The organism is Butyrivibrio hungatei, assembly GCF_900101605.1.
Taxonomy (GTDB): Bacteria; Bacillota; Clostridia; order Lachnospirales; family Lachnospiraceae; genus Butyrivibrio; species Butyrivibrio hungatei_B.
The window spans coordinates 159,140-175,890 of record NZ_FMUR01000010.1 but is presented as its reverse complement, the minus strand read 5'-3'; the positions used below and the strand labels follow the sequence as shown (position 1 = coordinate 175,890).

20 protein-coding genes are annotated in these 16,751 nt (G+C 36.4%); 1 reads left to right on the top strand and 19 read right to left on the bottom strand.

Annotated elements, in window-relative coordinates; translation table 11 throughout:
- Nucleotides 1–333: 333 nt before the first annotated feature.
- The 11 genes from BLP87_RS09515 to BLP87_RS09465 form a co-directional block, all read right to left on the bottom strand.
- Nucleotides 334–576 (bottom strand): hypothetical protein, encoded by a 243-nt coding sequence (locus tag BLP87_RS09515; RefSeq protein WP_026513614.1) that lies wholly within the window; start codon nt 574–576, stop codon nt 334–336.
- 388 nt (nt 577–964) lie between these two features.
- Nucleotides 965–2,545: an SIR2 family protein gene (locus BLP87_RS09510; protein WP_074462490.1), complete on the bottom strand. Its 1,581-nt coding sequence runs from the start codon at nt 2,543–2,545 to the stop codon at nt 965–967.
- Nucleotides 2,546–2,698: 153 nt separating this feature from the next.
- Nucleotides 2,699–3,544, bottom strand: coding sequence for a hypothetical protein (locus BLP87_RS09505; RefSeq protein WP_074462489.1), 846 nt, complete (start codon nt 3,542–3,544; stop codon nt 2,699–2,701).
- Between the two features lie 130 nt (nt 3,545–3,674).
- The gene (locus BLP87_RS09500; RefSeq protein WP_074462488.1) at nt 3,675–4,715 is read right to left on the bottom strand and encodes a hypothetical protein; all 1,041 of its coding nucleotides are present in this window, start codon (nt 4,713–4,715) and stop codon (nt 3,675–3,677) included.
- A 506-nt stretch (nt 4,716–5,221) separates the two neighbouring features.
- Nucleotides 5,222–5,806, bottom strand: coding sequence for a DUF5688 family protein (locus BLP87_RS09495; protein ID WP_278308266.1), 585 nt, complete (start codon nt 5,804–5,806; stop codon nt 5,222–5,224).
- Nucleotides 5,807–6,151: 345 nt separating this feature from the next.
- On the bottom strand, nt 6,152–6,820 hold the full coding sequence (locus BLP87_RS09490) for a hypothetical protein (RefSeq protein WP_074462486.1): 669 nt from the start codon (nt 6,818–6,820) through the stop codon (nt 6,152–6,154).
- Between the two features lies 1 nt (nt 6,821).
- Nucleotides 6,822–7,025, bottom strand: a complete 204-nt coding sequence (locus BLP87_RS09485; protein ID WP_074462485.1) for a hypothetical protein — start codon at nt 7,023–7,025, stop codon at nt 6,822–6,824.
- 95 nt (nt 7,026–7,120) lie between these two features.
- Nucleotides 7,121–7,630 carry a hypothetical protein gene (locus BLP87_RS09480; RefSeq protein WP_074462484.1) on the bottom strand — a complete coding sequence of 170 codons (510 nt, stop codon included), beginning with the start codon at nt 7,628–7,630 and terminating at the stop codon, nt 7,121–7,123.
- 9 nt (nt 7,631–7,639) lie between these two features.
- Nucleotides 7,640–9,244 (bottom strand): T7SS effector LXG polymorphic toxin, encoded by a 1,605-nt coding sequence (locus tag BLP87_RS15740; protein WP_083334550.1) that lies wholly within the window; start codon nt 9,242–9,244, stop codon nt 7,640–7,642.
- Nucleotides 9,245–9,264: 20 nt separating this feature from the next.
- Entirely contained in the window at nt 9,265–9,627 is a 363-nt protein-coding gene (locus tag BLP87_RS09470) for a DUF5082 family protein (RefSeq protein WP_074462483.1), read from the bottom strand.
- Nucleotides 9,620–9,940, bottom strand: a complete 321-nt coding sequence (locus BLP87_RS09465) for a hypothetical protein (protein WP_074462482.1) — start codon at nt 9,938–9,940, stop codon at nt 9,620–9,622. Before BLP87_RS09465 ends, BLP87_RS09470 begins: the two co-directional genes overlap by 8 nt.
- A 302-nt stretch (nt 9,941–10,242) precedes the next feature.
- Between BLP87_RS09465 and BLP87_RS09460 the strand changes: the two genes are divergently transcribed.
- Nucleotides 10,243–10,611, top strand: coding sequence for a hypothetical protein (locus BLP87_RS09460; RefSeq protein ID WP_074462481.1), 369 nt, complete (start codon nt 10,243–10,245; stop codon nt 10,609–10,611).
- Here BLP87_RS09460 and BLP87_RS09455 read toward each other — a convergent pair.
- The 8 genes from BLP87_RS09455 to BLP87_RS09420 all read right to left on the bottom strand — a co-directional run bounded on the left by BLP87_RS09455 (nt 10,606) and on the right by BLP87_RS09420 (nt 16,733).
- A complete protein-coding gene (locus BLP87_RS09455; RefSeq protein ID WP_074462480.1) occupies nt 10,606–10,989 on the bottom strand; it encodes a hypothetical protein in 384 nt (127 codons plus the stop codon). The two genes, BLP87_RS09460 and BLP87_RS09455, sit on opposite strands and share 6 nt — an antisense overlap.
- Entirely contained in the window at nt 10,990–11,430 is a 441-nt protein-coding gene (locus BLP87_RS09450) for a hypothetical protein (protein ID WP_074462479.1), read from the bottom strand.
- Nucleotides 11,431–11,509: 79 nt separating this feature from the next.
- Nucleotides 11,510–12,421 carry a DUF6017 domain-containing protein gene (locus tag BLP87_RS09445; RefSeq protein WP_074462478.1) on the bottom strand — a complete coding sequence of 304 codons (912 nt, stop codon included), beginning with the start codon at nt 12,419–12,421 and terminating at the stop codon, nt 11,510–11,512.
- A gap of 65 nt (nt 12,422–12,486) precedes the next feature.
- Nucleotides 12,487–12,852 carry a replication initiator protein A gene (locus tag BLP87_RS09440; protein ID WP_074462477.1) on the bottom strand — a complete coding sequence of 122 codons (366 nt, stop codon included), beginning with the start codon at nt 12,850–12,852 and terminating at the stop codon, nt 12,487–12,489.
- Between the two features lies 1 nt (nt 12,853).
- Nucleotides 12,854–13,774 carry a ParB/RepB/Spo0J family partition protein gene (locus BLP87_RS09435; RefSeq protein WP_074462476.1) on the bottom strand — a complete coding sequence of 307 codons (921 nt, stop codon included), beginning with the start codon at nt 13,772–13,774 and terminating at the stop codon, nt 12,854–12,856.
- The gene (locus BLP87_RS09430) at nt 13,737–14,549 is read right to left on the bottom strand and encodes a ParA family protein (RefSeq protein WP_074462475.1); all 813 of its coding nucleotides are present in this window, start codon (nt 14,547–14,549) and stop codon (nt 13,737–13,739) included. Before BLP87_RS09430 ends, BLP87_RS09435 begins: the two co-directional genes overlap by 38 nt.
- 13 nt (nt 14,550–14,562) lie before the next feature.
- Entirely contained in the window at nt 14,563–15,021 is a 459-nt protein-coding gene (locus BLP87_RS16485) for a DUF6462 family protein (RefSeq protein WP_330390033.1), read from the bottom strand.
- A 473-nt stretch (nt 15,022–15,494) separates the two neighbouring features.
- The gene (locus BLP87_RS09420) at nt 15,495–16,733 is read right to left on the bottom strand and encodes a tyrosine-type recombinase/integrase (protein WP_074462474.1); all 1,239 of its coding nucleotides are present in this window, start codon (nt 16,731–16,733) and stop codon (nt 15,495–15,497) included.
- Nucleotides 16,734–16,751 lie beyond the last annotated feature (18 nt).

Here is a 16,751-nt window from a genome sequence, read left to right as displayed (position 1 = left end):
TAGTTTTGGAGCAATCTACAGCTGATGCTATATCTCGTAGATTGAGCTCCATTTCCCTCAGGCGAAGGATTTCAGTAACTTTCATAGTATCAAGACACCTCATTTCATACCCTCCTTAGAATGTAATTAATTACATTCTAAGAAGATCAATGTGAGATGTCATTTGTCCGGATGATTCAGGAATGGCTGTCCGCATGTTTCAAGAATGCTTGTCCGGATAATAAAAGATTACGTGTCCGGATAATTCAAGAATCCTGTCCGGATGTTACAAGAATCATCACTGCACTAGTCCATCAATTATCTCATCTATATGAAATTGTAAATATAAGGCTACTAATAAGCTTCTATCGCAAGCCCTAACAGCTCTTTATGATACCTATGAAGTATCTCGATCAGCGCTTCATTCTCATCTTTAACAATAGTAGTAACAAACCTTTTGGTCGCACAAATCCTGAGCACCGATCCGCAGACATCACACTTTTCAACACATGACGCGAATTCCGCTCGCATGATCTTATTTCCGCATACTGGGCAATTCACCCACAGTTCGCCTGTTTCCGGTATTTTAGTTTTCATAACCTTCTACCCCATACTCTTTCCACAGATTAAGGAAAATATTTCTTACAATAACCAATTGACTACCGGCCTTAATCTGTATGTCCACCCTACGCAAGCACTGTACCTACATAGTCAGATGCACGAAAGAAATGAAGAACTATTGTGCGATCATCCCTAATTCAACTATAAAAAAAAGCCGTCCTTATATAGAATGCCTTATTTGAAATTGCATTGACACACGTATATTTACGTTGTATTATATTTGCAGTCGATAAAAAAGTATACATTTATACTTATTCGGCTACTACTAGAAAGAGAACATAGAACATTAAATGTTCTTCAATATTAGAAAGAAAAAGCTAGTGATGTTCTTGGTATTTCCAAGAAAGGTTCACTAGCTTCTTTTTTATTGGTAGTTTTCCATCAAATCGAGACAAAGAACACAGCGTTCCGCATTTGAATCATGCAAAAACTCATTTGGATACTTTTCAAATATATGCTTACATGCTTTACGCAAGTCCTCTACTGACAAAATTTTTATATTCTTAAGAACAGCCATTGCAGCCTTTCTACAATTCGGAGCAGTCTTCATATACTCATATAAATCATCAAAGTTCGTATAGGCATTCACATTCTTGAGCGTTTTAGCTACATTTTTTGATATTATTTTATCAAAGCTATTATGAGCCTCAATATATGCATGTAACTTACTATCTTTTGGTATCTCCTGTCCTTTTACATACTTAAAAACAGGCATAAGCCTTGTAATAGCAATATTCTTTAAACGTTCATAACACATTGCTTCTGCATCGAAACCTTTATTATTATATATAGCATCCTCGAATATCAGTTTATCTTCCAGTAACCCATACCCATACTTATTTAAAATATTCTCCTTATAACCAATGGCAATAGCCAATGGTTTAGAAGTTAAATCCATATCTGCCAAATCATCTATTCCGACAATAATAGACTGCGCATCAGCTGATAACATGCTCTGATCCACAATAGTCTTCACCACTTTTCTTGTCTCTCTTACTCTTAGTGGCGAAATACCTGGCGTAATTTCCCCAAGCTTCTCATATACCGCACCATAATTGTCTGTTTGTATCTCAACAAAAGGTATTTCAACATTATTTTTGGTTGTTATAGTTCTTTCTATCTCTATAAGCCTTTTCTCACCCTTCTTATAACTAACAAAAATAAAATGTTTTCTAATATCAGTCAGCTGTTCCTTTGACAAACAACTCAGGAAGTCCTCAATAATCTCTCTTACATTTTCATCTGTAAATGAGTAGCCCATAAAAACTATAGGTGACTCCGCAAATAATGTTAACATTTTTGCGATAACAAGCTTTCTAGACTCCTTAAAGCGGTCATAATCATCCTTTGTTATTATAATCGATTCAGCATCAGTGGCACTACCATGTATTTTGTATATTTCTGCAATATCGTAGCTGTCCGCAGAGAATAATTCGTGTTGTCTTACAAACACCTTAAAATCTATGGAAAAAACCTGCTCTTCTAAAAACGTATCATAATTTGTTGTAATAACTGCAGACACCTTATTCTTCAGCTTCTTTAGCTTATCCAGTTCATCTACTAATTCTGCTGATGTATTTAATTTTTGTTTTTTAAAGAAATCCGCCAAGAACATCTTATAAGGCGAAATTCCGCGCTTAACCCAGCTCGGATTTTTCTTGTTTCCGATGTTTAAAATGATTTTTCTATCAAAAAAAGCCTTATTAAACTCCTCTTCTATGAGCGTCCCCATATATACATTCGTCTCAAATTCAGACATCTTGCTCCTTTTGCAACTATCAATATGCTTCTGATATTGAAAAGTATCTGGCTCAAATTTTGAGAATGACATCTCTAAAAGCTCTTCCCAGGCTGGATACTTATACAAATATCTTTTTGATATACCCGAACCAATAAACAAGACCGGTGTTCTGTTTAATTTTACAATTTCATCTAGCACTCCCATACCAGCTCCCCTTCTCCTCTTATGTTAGGCAATTTCCTTATATCGCATATATACACAATTTTCTCACTTTATAATACATTTTATCATTCTTCTCAAACAATTATTAGCAAATTCTGCATTTCTGCAAAGCTCTCCGCTGCATTTTTCCTTTCCTCAATCCTCTTCCAGATCCCAGGGATCTATATCAAACTCGGCACGGACATTGGTCTGATTGCCGTCCTTGTCTTTGAATGGAAATTCAATTATATTCTTTTCAGCTTTAACAAGCCTTCCCGTATCTCCTTCTCTTTCTGCATCCAAAAATTCCTGCTCGGTATAATTATCAAGAAGCAGACAATCCGAATCAGGTAAGCATATTTCAAAATACTCGCGAAGATTCTCATAGCAGCTAACAGTATACTCTGCCATATCCTCCAGCTCTTCGCCTTCGAGACCTTCTTTGTTTACTTCCATGACCGCGTTCTTAACTATGATGCGGTCAGCCTCCGGAATCCTCTCTATCGTGGTGTACTCTTCATCGCCATCACAAAAATCGTCCTCTATATCATCATCAAAGCCGTCGAAATCGTCTTCAAGATTATCAAACAACCCGTCCATCATATCCGAATTGATCAAATCAACTTCGCCGACCTCTTTTCCGATGACAGAGTAAAGGACATACTCCATTGCCAATTTCGGAACGTACTCTTTCTTTGCTTTTAAGAGCTTGTAAAGTCCAAAGAACGTTCTGTTTGCACGCTCAATCGGATAATTATCAGGTAGATAAACCATTGAAACCATCTCAGCAAAGTCCATATCTGTAATAAGCTCTGTAAGATCAACAAGCTCATCAAAATCCTTTGTAGCAGCCTCGGAATCAAGTTCTCCTTTCTCTGCCATCTTCCAGACAACTTCGTCGAGGATTATATCCTCCATGATCCTTATAAGTCTGTCATTAACAAATTTGGATACGATTGCATCCGCTTTCTCATTCCCAATGGGATTTGGTATTTTTAGCATTACACATTCCCTTCTACCTTATATTTCAACGTCAATAATAATTCTTTTTATATTTCATCACGATTTAGATCGAACGTTAAACTATTTGTCGTCCTTGATCCAATTATTTTCTTTTCCACTTTAATCTGCCTCACTTTATATATCCATCAAAAAGCTTATTTACTGCCTTCAATTGAGCCAAATTATACTCTGTGATTTTGGGAGCATTTTTCATTTTTTCTTCAATATATTTTTTATTCTGTATATTTCGTGATTCAAAATTATTTTTCCATATTTTTTCTGAATCCGCATTAGAAATCCAATTTTGTACTTCTTGTTCCCCTCTTGAACGAATAAGTATATCTCTCACCTCATTTTCATTCAAAAGATAATCAAGAAATAAATTAAGCGGAACCTGTCTATCTTTGTCCAATCGCAAAACCTTTTGAAGCTTTAATTTGACTTTTTTCATATTCCCTTTAAGAAAATAATATCTAACTTCAACAAGAGTTTTATATATTTCACCAAGAAACATCCACCTAATAAAAGAACTAATGTATTTCCTCTTTTCCAGCATTCCTACTATAATATTATATTTTTGAAAATCATTTCGATTTAAAAACCAATAAGAATCGCATATTACTTTGAAATTATGATACAAAGAATACAATTCATAAAAGTTCCCCGACATATATGAAATAGTTGGATTCACAGTTTTAAACCCTAATCCGTCAACAAAATCATATGTATGTATCTTTTCACCAATTTCCTTGATCAACAGAATTTCTTTGGTTTTCAAATAATTAGAATACCTTTGAATTCTATCTATTCTTTTATCAATATCGTTTGCATTTTCCTCAAGCTTCTTTCCTACTGCCAAAAGATTATGCTCAGAATCATTCTGCCTATCCTCTGAAAGACATTTTCCATACAATGCATTTTCAAAATCAGACTTCTGCAATTTTTTATCCTCTATATCAGTTTGATAGAATGATGCCGTATGAACACTTTGAAGAAAAGGAATCTGAATAAAAAAGAATAAATGAAATCTTATGTCATCTAAATCTTTTTCTACACGCGGTCGTATACGCAAATATTTTAATCTAGATGGAATAAAATCAAAACCAAACCAAAATGCTATTGACGCAATCAAGGAAGTAATAATTGAAACCGAGACAGTATGATTATCCATTTGTAATCTCCCCTACTAATTTTTTCAAGCCCTGATAATACATAGCTCCTAATAATATAGTTTTTATATTATTGGTTACATACTTAACCCCAAGATGATTTCAGTATAACAAGATGCGAAAAAAGCGTGCAATAATAAATTATTTTTTCTAAAATATATAAGAAGAATCTTGAACGTATTAGTCACTATAACCAAGCGTAAAGGACAACAACTATGTGTATTTTTTATATTCTTATGTTTATACTAGAAGCATTTTATGCTGCACTAATAGCACTACTATCTTTTCTTCTTTGCAGTTCTTATTTTGTGGATATCCTTTTTATATTTCTTACATCTGGAATAGCTGTGACATTATTGTTAGATAATCCAACATTTGGATTGATAACTGCAATTCTTATTTCTATTGGATTTCATCGCGCTAGAAATACAACTGTTGTCAAAAAAAACATGATGATTATTTCCTCAATAATTCTATCGATTATAACATTCTTGTGGACACTACTTTTTCATAGTATTTTATTCTCTATATTAGCCATGCTCTCGATAACGATTGGCTTAAACTCCTGAGCATTACTAAGCGCATCCACATGAAGCTGCTCTGCCGTGATCCCGTACTGCTCAATCATCCTGTTTGTCACAAGCACGGAAGTTCTTCCCTCATCGGTCTGTGTAAGCTCAAAGCGATAAACAACCGACATATCCTCGATATCCTTATGCGGAACTTTCTGCAAAAGATCTGCGTTTCTCTCAGAAGAGACAACCTCCATGGTCAGCTTTTCCTTCATCTTGCCGTAGTCATTAAAAGAATCGATATCAAAACCAGGCCCGCTATGAAGTGATCTGTTGGCAAACTCCGCCGCAGTAGAAGCAATGCAGTCAATGCTTTTTCCCTGTTCATACTCCTTAAAAAGCTCATTAGTATTGAGGTTCACACCAATGATGCTGCCCTCCGGCTTTACTGTTATCGCTTCGTAAGACTCATTCATCTTCTCCACTGTTCTCACATCCACAGATGTTTCCATTCCATACTTGGAATCGAGAGCCTCCTTGATTTTTTTTGCCATTTCCTCCTTAAATTGTTCAAAGTCCATATGCTTTCCCTTTCCCCTTTTTAGGCATACACAAAAGGCGCCACCTCTGAATCTCTTCAGAAGTAGCGCCTCACTATAGTTGCTTCTTTTGCAAAAGAAAAACCAAGAAATGAATCGATTGATTTCTCTCTCGTTCATTTCTTGGCTCAGTATAATAATATCACACCCAAAATCGGTTGAAAATTGCCATTTGGGTGCCATTTGGTTGCCATTTGGGTTACTTTTGGGGACATTTGGGGACGTTTTTTTACAAATATTAACGTATTAAAGTATTCTGCATAAAAAATAGCAATCTTCCAAGAATGGGCTCCAATTCCCCAAACAGAAGATTGCTGTTTTAGCTTATCAAAAATCAATTTTATAAATAGTAATCCTATAGTTTTCGTTGTAACCATCACTTGATAGAACAATCAAATTTTTTTGATTTTCCCTATCTAATACTTTTAATCTGCAAAAGTAATAATCCTCATCCGGATAAATATATTGATTTTCTGAACCAACGATTTTTATTTGACTTTCAGATAGATATTTATCTGTATCTTCTGATTTCACATAATCAATCCACTCTTCATCAAGTTCTTTATTATCGAAATCGTCTTCAGGAGCAAAATCATCACAAGGTCTCACGATTAATTGATCAGTATCTAAGTAGAAATAATTATTTTTATATGTTTTTATAATAATATCATTTCCGTTGTCAGCAATCTTTTTATCCAGTATTTCGTCATAAAAACAATCCGGCATTTCCATCATCTTTATTTCATCAGTATCAATATTAACTATATAGATTTTCTTACTTTCAATACAATTCAATAAAATCTCTTTTTCATCGATGACTATCGCATTATATATACATAAATCCTGATCAATACTTATTCTTTTTACAATAGACAGGTTGGAGTCCAATACGATAACACCTTCATAATTATCATTCAATATAACTTTATCTTTTAGGACTTCCAATATATATGCATCGCCGCTATATGTTTTTTCTATAATTTTATTGATATTCATACTAAATATACTCTACACGCGTACAGCAATGTCCGCGTAGATCAAACCAAAGCTTATAGTTATCAAAAGTGTAGATAGAAAAACCATCTCCTCTTTCCCAAACAGTATATTTGTCCTCAATATCAGAAAGAAGATTTTCTTTCATTGCTCCAATTCTAAAGTTTCCAATTCTTATTCCCAGTTCAATTTCACCTATAATCAACATTATTGTACCCTTTCTAAATCTTTAGTATTATCGGCTCTCACAATATCCATATAGGTGTTTTCCTTTGGTCGCTCGTAATTGATCAAGTATTCCCACTATTCCGACATCATTAGTTTTTTATACAATTCTTCTATCTTATAAGCCAACAGTTCTAATTCTTCAACACTTATTTCCGAACAAAAAATATCTGAATAGTTTTGCGCAAAATCCTCATAATCATCTTCATCTTCGCTCTGCATTTGGTACATTGGTGTAACCAGAATATAATATCTTTTATCCTTCTTAAAAAGCCATGTTGCACAATTAAGAGAAACATATGCACAATAATTTTCTATATTATCTTCATCATCAAAATCAAATTGATAAATATCATTTAGTTTTCTGCCTAAAGAATGTACATCCAGATTATCTGCAATATCAGGAATGCTTTCTTCTTTATACCTACGCACAATATTATAAAGCTCCAATAAATTATCATTATAAATATTGGTACTATTTTTCTTTTCTATAAACTCTAATAAAATTCTAGAATAATAATCAAAGTCGTCTTCTATATAATCTGCCACTATAGAAAAATTTATATTGTGGATTAATTCGAATTTCATTCCAGTTCTTTACCTTTCTTTTACTCTACCTTTATTATCAACCATTCCATTTTTTCTCAGAACACTCTTCATCGGATTCGAAAGCTCATCCCATGACCTAACATGTCCATGATAAACCCCCGGAGTTGTTTCATCTAGAACAACAATCTCTCCGTCACTTACGCCTACTCTCCTATGCGTATTGGGGCCTAACGGAACAGAATTATCTAATGCGGCTTGACCATCCTGCGGGCCTTTATTCTTTACTCCTGTATCTCTATTTCCATGGTATTTCGCCCCCTCAAATTTCCCATGTTCATATGTATAACTTATCTCCGATTCATCGCCTTCAATAGTTGTAATCTTCGGTCCATCATCTTCTATTGAAGGCGTAGGCATTATATCTCGTCCGATTTCTTTTTCTTCCACATCTCCTGACGGAATATCAGTCACTGAAGGCTTATCCTGTGGCGTTGAAGAAGGTTTTTCAATTAGAGTTTTTTTATCTTCCGTCGGTGGAATATCAATAATATTGGCATTTTCCTCTTTATCTCTTGGCGTAACAAGCGGACAAAAAGTATTGACAATCTCACCTATAATACGGACAAATAGAGCTATTCCGGCACCTATAAGCATTCCTGCCAGAATTGGCGGAACAAAAGGTGCTATTTCAGATACCAACGTTGCCGCTCCCGTCATAAACAATGCCGCTATATCAGCAATAGCCTTTAAGGTCTGCCCATCCGTCGCCAGCATTGCATTTGAACAATTCCGTATAGCAAGCATTCCCTCTTTACTTGGACACATCTGCAACGCATAGTCGGTTGCCGTTTTTATTATATTAGCATCAACAGGAAGATCTGCGCTATGTTCTAATCTTAAAAGTTTTAGAAGCTTCTCGCCTTCCGTCATTGAAGCTTTGGGGCTTACTGTAAGCCCTGCACTGTACATCATCCTTGCGGCCATCTGTGCTACCGGTGTCATTGTAATCTTTTTGACATCGGGATTATAAACCTTCATTCCATTAAGAGCATTCATCGTAGCTTTGGTATCGGTCTCAATATCATACATGTACCTATCAAGCTCAGAGCTCTTTAAGTATGACCTGGTTTCCTCATCAAACTGCTCAAACGATCTCATGCATTTATTCATAAAACCGCTGTAGCCGCAAAAGTCCTCAAAATCGTATTTTGCTCTTTCATATCTTATTTCTGTTATATAACCAAAGCGCTCGAATCTGTCACATATTTCCCGAGATACGCGTTCCATCTGCAATGCTTTATCTTCAAATCTATCGTTCTGAATCGAAAAGAATCGCTTATTTCCTTCAAGCACATCCATGTCTATCTTTGCATTTGGCGAAGAATCGACCATGGTACTAAATGCGTCCTGTGTTTCATTAAACTTTTTGCTCAGCTTATTAAGGACTCTGACCTGTTCCTTTATAAGTTTCCCCTGTCCTTTATATACAAACTCTTTCGAAGCATTGGCAGCTTCGCCCCGATAAGTGTTATTGCTGTTATATGCAGAATACTCGTTTTCGAGCATCTCAGCTTTTGCAGTAAAGTCGCTTACCACATGGCTTATACTGTCACAAAGCTCGGTCATCTTCCGAGCATCATATCTTTTCCCCATACCTTTCCTCTAACCTTTATTCAATAACCGGAATCATCTTGTGCCGCTTCAAGGCTTGATAATTCACTTTCATAATCCTCAATCTTTTCATGTAACGTTTCGATTATATTCCGAACATCAGATATAAAATCGGAAGCAAGACTTTGTCCTGCAGCTATGCCACAAAGAATCTCATTTCTATAATCCTCAGCCTCCTTTTCGAGGTTTCCTTCCCAGCTTCCGGCTGATGTAATATCAAAGCTTCTAATTGGCTCTTCATGATCATTACGTATTTCTGATTGCATATCTCTCACAAATGCGCACACTTCCTCAAGTTCAGATATATATCCCCTATATTCATCTATCTTATCCCTGAGATATTCCATTCTATCGTGATTACTCATACTTATCTCTTATGCCTCCCGCTGATTCAACTACAAGACTCTTGCTAAGAGCATCATCAACAGTAATCATACTATCGCGAAGCGTCGAAAGAGCACGTGGTAATGCTTCGGATGCTTCAGTTCTGTGAAGCTCCGTCATTTTATGTGCTTCTTGTAAAAGAGAATGAAGCTCTCTGCCAACATCTGTATCATCTAAAAAATCTGCTTTTGCAAGTGCCTCAGTCTTAAGCATGCACGACGAGGCTGCGCCTCTTATATCGTCGACAATACCGGTAAATATGCCGGTGTCCATGAATACTTCTTTTTCTGCCATACATTTCTTTTCCTTGTATTTAATATTTTGTAACAGATTGGTAATATTTTATCACTCCAAAATATGCTTTATCAAGCACATTTATTGCTACACTTCAAACACAAATAGTTTCTAGCATCATCTATATTCACCTCATCTTTCTATCTCTGCATACTATAAATGGAGATTTCTTATACTGTTCATCCTGTTTGCCATAACTAACTTTATTCTTGAAATAGTTCAGATAATTATGATATGATGTTAATGTTATTTTTACATACTCGTACTATAGTTTATAAAATCAAAATAATGAGGTACCCAAATTGAACCGAAGTGATAAACGCTCAGAAATAAAGAAGCTCGACGAGCAGATAAAAGAATTTGAAGCTAAAATCTTTAAACTCGAAGAAACATATAAAGAAGTAAAGATACATTACAACAATATTATAAAAAAAGTCTATGAGCCGCAAAAGGCTTACGATATGTCCCCTTTTGCCGTCTGTGGAAAAGAAGCCCAAGCCGAGGCAGAAAAATATAAAGAAAGAATCGTCACTGAATTAGAAAAAAGTCTCAGTGATACTTCTAAATTCTTGTCTCAAATTGTTGTTATCAAAGAAAAGATACTGAAAGAAAAAAAGGACTGCGAAGATAAGAAAAAAGCACTTGAAACAGAATTGGACACGATCTCATAATTCTGTCTTGTATCCGTACCAATACTGAAGATTCCATATTGCAGCTATGATAGTGCCAATAGCTACCACTGTAAGCTGCGCATGCCTTGAATCGTAGCTCTTCCAGATAGAACAAAGAAACGCTATAGCTACGCAGCTTATCACAGAAGCAAGTATTTTGGCAATTGTAAACATATGCTGTATTACCAATGCCAAAAGCACTGCTATCCCAAAAATAATCCAATTTGTCATTTTATCAAACCCTTTGTTTCTCACAAGAAATACCGGAATAACTCCGATAAACAAAGAATTGGTAAGATCAACCCGCTTTATCAAAGCACACACTATTTTAACGATAAAGTTGATTACCATCAAAAGAATATATAAAAAAACTGCCATTTAATCACCTTCTTTTTTCTGTTTGCCCAACCGATTTACATATACTGCAGCTCTTGAATAGAACTTAAGCTGTTCTTCTCCATTTTTTATTGTTGTTGCTCTGTCTATTCCCTTTGCAGTTCCTTTACGCACAGCTTCATTGAACATCTTTCCAAGGCGAGCTCTTACCTGTGCAGGAGACTCTTTAATCTCGCGCTCTACAAGAATCTCATTTACCCCCGCAAAAGTCGGAAGATCTGACAGAGTAAACTCTTCATCCATCTTTTTGGCCTCTTTGATCATATTCCCTACTGCAACGGTATAGTCGTAAGTATCTTTTCTGCCAAATATTTCTTCCAACATCTCGCAGATATAATAATTAACTGTTATTTTTTCCTTATTGGCAGCATTCTCAATTCGATCATATAGTTCCTGTGTTAGTGATAAGTTGACTCTTGGCATATTTCAATCCTCCATTGTGAGTGTTGCGCAATCATGTAACTAATTTGATTATATGAGTGTCGTGCAGATATGTCAAATATTATCCAACAACCCTGCTTGCCATGTCATGCCTATACTCAGATTGATAATAGCTCCCCATTGTTGTAGGTGCGTTAAATAGCGCTGATAGCAGGTAGTTTTTTATATTTCTAACCTTTGTTGTATTATCTTTCATGCATCCCATAACATACTCAAGATGCATATGATTGAGCTTTAAGAACTTGGACTTAACCAGATTGACTGGATACTCATTCTTTGAAATCCATATGGTAGACTTCCTGCAAAGGATTGTCTCAAGTACAAGATCGTAAATTCCCTCAATAATCTCAACATCTTGTGGATAGCGTTCACACATACTATCAATATCTAGATTTTCTCTTACAATTTCAGCATACGCATTATACTCATCATTCATATCCTGCTTCATCGAAGAGATATGATTAGTATTTATAGCTCTATTAGTATTATTAATATTATTATAATTAGAGTCGGATTCTCCGTGGTCTTGAATCGGGTTTTTGCTTGGTCTTGAACCCGAATTTTCCGTGGTCTTGACCCCGATATTTCCGTGGTCTGAATTATCTTTATTTCCTACAGAAGCAAAGTTTTTAAGATAGATCTTTGTGGGTTTTCCCTGTCCCTGCTTTTGACGTTCTATAAGCCCATATTCCTCAAGCTTCTTAAATAAACTCCTGATCTTATCCTCACCACATCCCAACATTTCTGCCGCTTCCTGCTGAGCAAAGTATATAAAAGCTCTCTGAAGCTCATCAAACCACTTATTCTTAAGAGAAAGCGACATTCTGTCAAGCATAAGCCCGTATAGAGTCTTGGCAAGCGCATCAAGCCCTTTAAAATATGCATTTGTAAATAAGAGCTTTGGTATTCTGTAAAAGGCAAGCATTTCGGATTCTTGACCGGTAAAATAGTCAAATACAATTCTTTCGCTCAATCCTTTTTCCTCCCTTCAATAACTTTCCACGATGTTCTGTGGACTTGAGTGGTGCAATTTCTGCACTACCCTATAAGCTGAAATCTTCTTTTCAGATTAAAATTCTTAACGTAGATCTTGCTTGGCTTCCCCTTTGCCTGAAGCTTATAGATAAGCCCGAATTCTTCCAATTCATTCATACAATCAATAATCGTATGCCTTGAGAAATTGATATCTTCCTCAATCTTGCTAAGAGGATATATGATATAAACTCTGTTCTCATCATCGAACCAGTTATGTTTTTTGGCCTCTCCCATCTTGTCCAAAAGAACTGCATAAAGCATCTTTGATGAAACGGACAGGGAAGAGAAATTCTTCCCTGTAAGCAGTTCCTTCGGAATCTCTACAGATGCATATTGCTCAGACTGAACGCCATAAAAGTATTCCATCATATCATTTTTCCTCGCCTTCCTGTGAAGCCTTCCACTGTTCCAAAAGTCCAACAATCACTCGCTCTATCTCAATCTGAGAATAGTAAGCCGGAAAATACTTATTGAGCCTTCGCTCTGTGATTGTGATTTTCTTTCTTGGTTGTGGTGTAGCTTTTTTCTGAATTAAGATTTCTATCATCTGTTCCTGTGTAAGAGAATCATCATCTCGGTACTGACGAAGATCTATAAGTTGTTCCTGCTTGAGCATTCCATTTTCATGAATATATTCGTAGAGCCATTGTTGGTAGTTATTGTTGAAATAGGAGAGTTCTACTGCTACAGATAACGCTAATCTCTTTTCATCAACCATATCCAACAGTTTGGGAATAAGTTCCGTAAGTCTTATAAATCTTGCAACCTGAGCACCACTACAGCCCATTTCTTCTGCAATTATCTCCCTTGAAGTTTTTCCATCCAACTTCTGCTCAACTTGATCAGAAGTTAAATCTCTTCGCTTTCCTTGGCTTCTTATTGCATCAAGCTTCATCTTATAAGCAAACGCTTTCTCACTAGGCAGAATCTCTTCCCTCTGCATATTTGCGTTAACCATTGCAATAGTCGCATCATCATTGGTCATTTCCTTGATAATTGCCGGTATCTTCCTAAGTCCTGCCCTTTTCGCCGCATGAAGTCTTCTATGACCGGAAATCATTTCATAAGTACCTTCATCATCAGGTCTTACAAGTACCGGAGTAAGAACCCCGCTTTCCTTGATGCTCTCTACAAGCTCTTCCATCTTTTCATCATCAATTACCTTAAACGGATGATTTTCGAAAGGATATATTGTTAATACATCAAGATCTACTGTCCCCTCGGTGCTTGGAACACCGAGGAGTTCATCTATACTAGATAGCTTTAACTTCTGCCCAATTCTTTGTGCCATTGTTCATAACCTCCTTGATAAACGCTGAATAAGCAAATGCCGCTTTTCCCTTGGGATCATACTGATATAAACTGCTTCCTGAAGCACTTATCTCAGCTGCTCGTACAGATAACGGAATCTCTGTTTTAAACACATTTATGCTTGATGAATACGCTTCATATATCTGCGCTGAGATATCTTTTGCATAATTTGTTCTGTTATCAACCATAGTGATGAGTATTCCTTCAATCTCAAGCTTAGGATTGAGCTGACGCTTTACTCTTCCTATTGTTCTGATAAGCTGCTGTAAGCCCTTTACTGGAAGATAAGCAGCCTGGCAAGGAATAACCACAGAATCTGCACAAGCCAGAGCATTTATTGTCAACATTCCAAGTGATGGCATACAATCAATTATGATAAAGTCATACCGTTCTCTTGCCTTATCCACATATTCTTTGAGGATTGTCTCTCTGCTTATCACTCCGGTCATACTGATTTCCAAACTTGAAAGCTCGATATTTCCCGGCATAAAGTCAACTCCCTCAGGGTGCCTGATGAGCCCCTTTGCAACATCCACGGGTTCATCATTTATGATATTTACAAGAGCCGTTGCCAATGAATAATCCAAACTGTCGGGTTCATCACATCCAAGACTAATTGACATCGAGCCCTGCGGATCTGCATCTATCATCAATACACTGTAGCCTTCTCTTGCAAGCCCAATTCCCAGATTTACACTTGTTACAGTCTTTCCTACGCCGCCCTTCTGATTTGTTACCGCAATTACTTTAGACATCTGTTCTTCCTCCTTATTCCTCAAACGACTCGATAAATGCATCAATCTTTTCAGTGTTACAGAGAACCACACCTTTTACTTTCCTAGTTGCCTTTGCTTCTTTTGCCAAATTCTCAAAAGTATGCAGGCCAATGGAATAAAGCTCCGCTCCTTCTGCATATCTCACATATTTCTTTTTGCCTTTCTTAACAACGTCAGCTAAATCTTCAATCTTTCTTCTACTAGCCATTTCCGAAACCTCTCTTTCATATTCTTCTTTAAAATTCTCCTCAATGTACTTATCAACAATGTTCAGATCCACAATTGCAGTCTTACGAAGCTTGAAATTTGCTCCTGCTTCCTTACAGAACGTTACAAAGCTCCAATAATTCATGCAGTAAAGCCTTGCTCCTTCATTGTAAGTACAGTAACGATGTTCTTTTCCGACAAGATACTTGTCTAAATTGATTGGTGGGGATTTTCCGCGATTCATCCGTAACCTCCTTTTTCTTAGTTACGAGATGCAGTTAAGAAGATTTTGGGTACAAAAAAACCACATCTTCCTTTTTTAGAAAAATGTGGTCTTTATATCATGGTTTTTTATGAACTGATCATTCCTCTGACACACCATGTTTGTCCTGATATTTTATTGAGAAAACTACATACCGGTCCGAATAGCTCCGTAGAAATCCAATGAATCTGTTGTACATTCATGGCGTTTTTGGATTACATTGTATGTCCACGGATAACGGTGAGTCGTAATAAGTCCAAATGTTAATTTAAACTTTTCAAGGTCGGGATTACTCCTCTCATCTCATTATCTTTCTTCGAGACGGTTTATCATGCGATTTTTGCTATCTATACGTCTCGTTGTGTTGACTTATTATTCTTTGTTGTCAGAACAAATTTGTTGTCAAATTGTTGTCTTTTGGATTTTTTGTTGTCAGGATTTTCAGCCCGACTTTCTTAAAAGATGTCATCCAATTTTGATGCCAAATTCTGGAATGATAACTTCTTCATCTCCTGCGTTGCTTCAGCATAAATGTTCATGGTTGTTTCAATACTTGCATGTCCCATTATATCCTGAATAACTTTCAGATTGGTTTCTGTCTCACAAAGCCTGGTTGCAAAGGTATGTCTCAAATGATGACAAGAGAAATCCGGTAAGATAATTGGATCTCTGTTCTCCTTCTTTGCATTAAGTAATTCTTCTGAGTTGTAGGCTTTGCAGATCCTACGAATTGTATCATTCACTGTTTGAGGATTATGTACCTTCTTAAATCTATTGCAGAAGACAAATCCTTTCATCCCATCAATAACCTGCTGATTCCCTCCTGAGACTGCCTGTTCTTCTTTTTCTATCTCAAATGCATCTTTTACAATATCAAGCATCGGGATATCTCTGATACCAGCCTTTGTCTTTGGAAGTGATATAGTCACTGTGGAATTTTTTCTCTGTGAATCATAACGAAAAACCACGCTATGATTTACTGAAACAATACGCTCCTTGAAATCAAGATCCTCCCATCTTATCCCTAAACACTCACCGATACGCATCCCTGTTCCAAGAAGCACTGTGAACAATGGCCACCAGTGATAGTACACCGGATGTTTTGCCATGTAATCCATGAATACTCTCTGCTCATCTCTTGTAAGAGCATGTCTTATGCCTGCTTTCTTATCTGTCTTTTTGGAAATCTCTGCGATAACTCCATCGGAAGGATTCTTCCTTATAATATCATCTCTCACAGCAAGTTCAAAAGTCGGATGTAGCAATCCATGAATTGTCTGCACTGTACTGATGGACACATCCAGTTCATTCAGCAAATAGTAGTAATACTGAAGGACATCTGAATACTTTATATCTATAAGCTTTTTAAGTCCGAAGTTCTCACGAACAAAATGATTATAGAAGTAAATGTATCCGTCTCTGGTGGAATCTCTCAGCTCATATTTAGTTGACATGTAACGATCAAAGGTATCGTTGATAGTTGCTTTTCCTGCAGCATACAGGTCAAGACCGTCAAGCTGATCTCTTTGAAGCTTCTGCTCCTTTTCCCGGAGCTCTGTCAGATCATTTGCGTATATAAACTTCCTTCTCCCAAGAGGGTCTGTGTAGGAATACATATATCGCTGATCATCTTTTCTCTGGATCTCACCCGGTTTAAGGGCTCGACCTCTTAAATCTTTCCTTGCTTTTGCCATTCTATTTTCCTCCTGTTA

What these genes read in the sequence shown, in the direction of transcription:
- BLP87_RS09510 (WP_074462490.1), bottom strand. Translation starts at nt 2,545, where the DNA reads ATGGGAGTGCTAGATGAAATTGTAAAATTAAACAGAACACCGGTCTTG.
- BLP87_RS16485 (WP_330390033.1), bottom strand. Translation starts at nt 15,021, where the DNA reads ATGAATCGCGGAAAATCCCCACCAATCAATTTAGACAAGTATCTTGTC.
- BLP87_RS09435 (WP_074462476.1), bottom strand. Translation starts at nt 13,774, where the DNA reads ATGGCACAAAGAATTGGGCAGAAGTTAAAGCTATCTAGTATAGATGAA.
- BLP87_RS09440 (WP_074462477.1), bottom strand. Translation starts at nt 12,852, where the DNA reads ATGATGGAATACTTTTATGGCGTTCAGTCTGAGCAATATGCATCTGTA.
- BLP87_RS09500 (WP_074462488.1), bottom strand. Translation starts at nt 4,715, where the DNA reads ATGGATAATCATACTGTCTCGGTTTCAATTATTACTTCCTTGATTGCG.
- BLP87_RS09495 (WP_278308266.1), bottom strand. Translation starts at nt 5,806, where the DNA reads ATGGACTTTGAACAATTTAAGGAGGAAATGGCAAAAAAAATCAAGGAG.
- BLP87_RS09455 (WP_074462480.1), bottom strand. Translation starts at nt 10,989, where the DNA reads ATGGCAGTTTTTTTATATATTCTTTTGATGGTAATCAACTTTATCGTT.
- BLP87_RS09430 (WP_074462475.1), bottom strand. Translation starts at nt 14,549, where the DNA reads ATGTCTAAAGTAATTGCGGTAACAAATCAGAAGGGCGGCGTAGGAAAG.
- BLP87_RS09450 (WP_074462479.1), bottom strand. Translation starts at nt 11,430, where the DNA reads ATGCCAAGAGTCAACTTATCACTAACACAGGAACTATATGATCGAATT.
- BLP87_RS09505 (WP_074462489.1), bottom strand. Translation starts at nt 3,544, where the DNA reads ATGCTAAAAATACCAAATCCCATTGGGAATGAGAAAGCGGATGCAATC.
- BLP87_RS09490 (WP_074462486.1), bottom strand. Translation starts at nt 6,820, where the DNA reads ATGAATATCAATAAAATTATAGAAAAAACATATAGCGGCGATGCATAT.
- BLP87_RS09480 (WP_074462484.1), bottom strand. Translation starts at nt 7,630, where the DNA reads ATGAAATTCGAATTAATCCACAATATAAATTTTTCTATAGTGGCAGAT.
- BLP87_RS09465 (WP_074462482.1), bottom strand. Translation starts at nt 9,940, where the DNA reads ATGGCAGAAAAAGAAGTATTCATGGACACCGGCATATTTACCGGTATT.
- BLP87_RS09470 (WP_074462483.1), bottom strand. Translation starts at nt 9,627, where the DNA reads ATGAGTAATCACGATAGAATGGAATATCTCAGGGATAAGATAGATGAA.
- BLP87_RS09420 (WP_074462474.1), bottom strand. Translation starts at nt 16,733, where the DNA reads ATGGCAAAAGCAAGGAAAGATTTAAGAGGTCGAGCCCTTAAACCGGGT.
- BLP87_RS15740 (WP_083334550.1), bottom strand. Translation starts at nt 9,244, where the DNA reads ATGGGGAAAAGATATGATGCTCGGAAGATGACCGAGCTTTGTGACAGT.
- BLP87_RS09485 (WP_074462485.1), bottom strand. Translation starts at nt 7,025, where the DNA reads ATGTTGATTATAGGTGAAATTGAACTGGGAATAAGAATTGGAAACTTT.
- BLP87_RS09515 (WP_026513614.1), bottom strand. Translation starts at nt 576, where the DNA reads ATGAAAACTAAAATACCGGAAACAGGCGAACTGTGGGTGAATTGCCCA.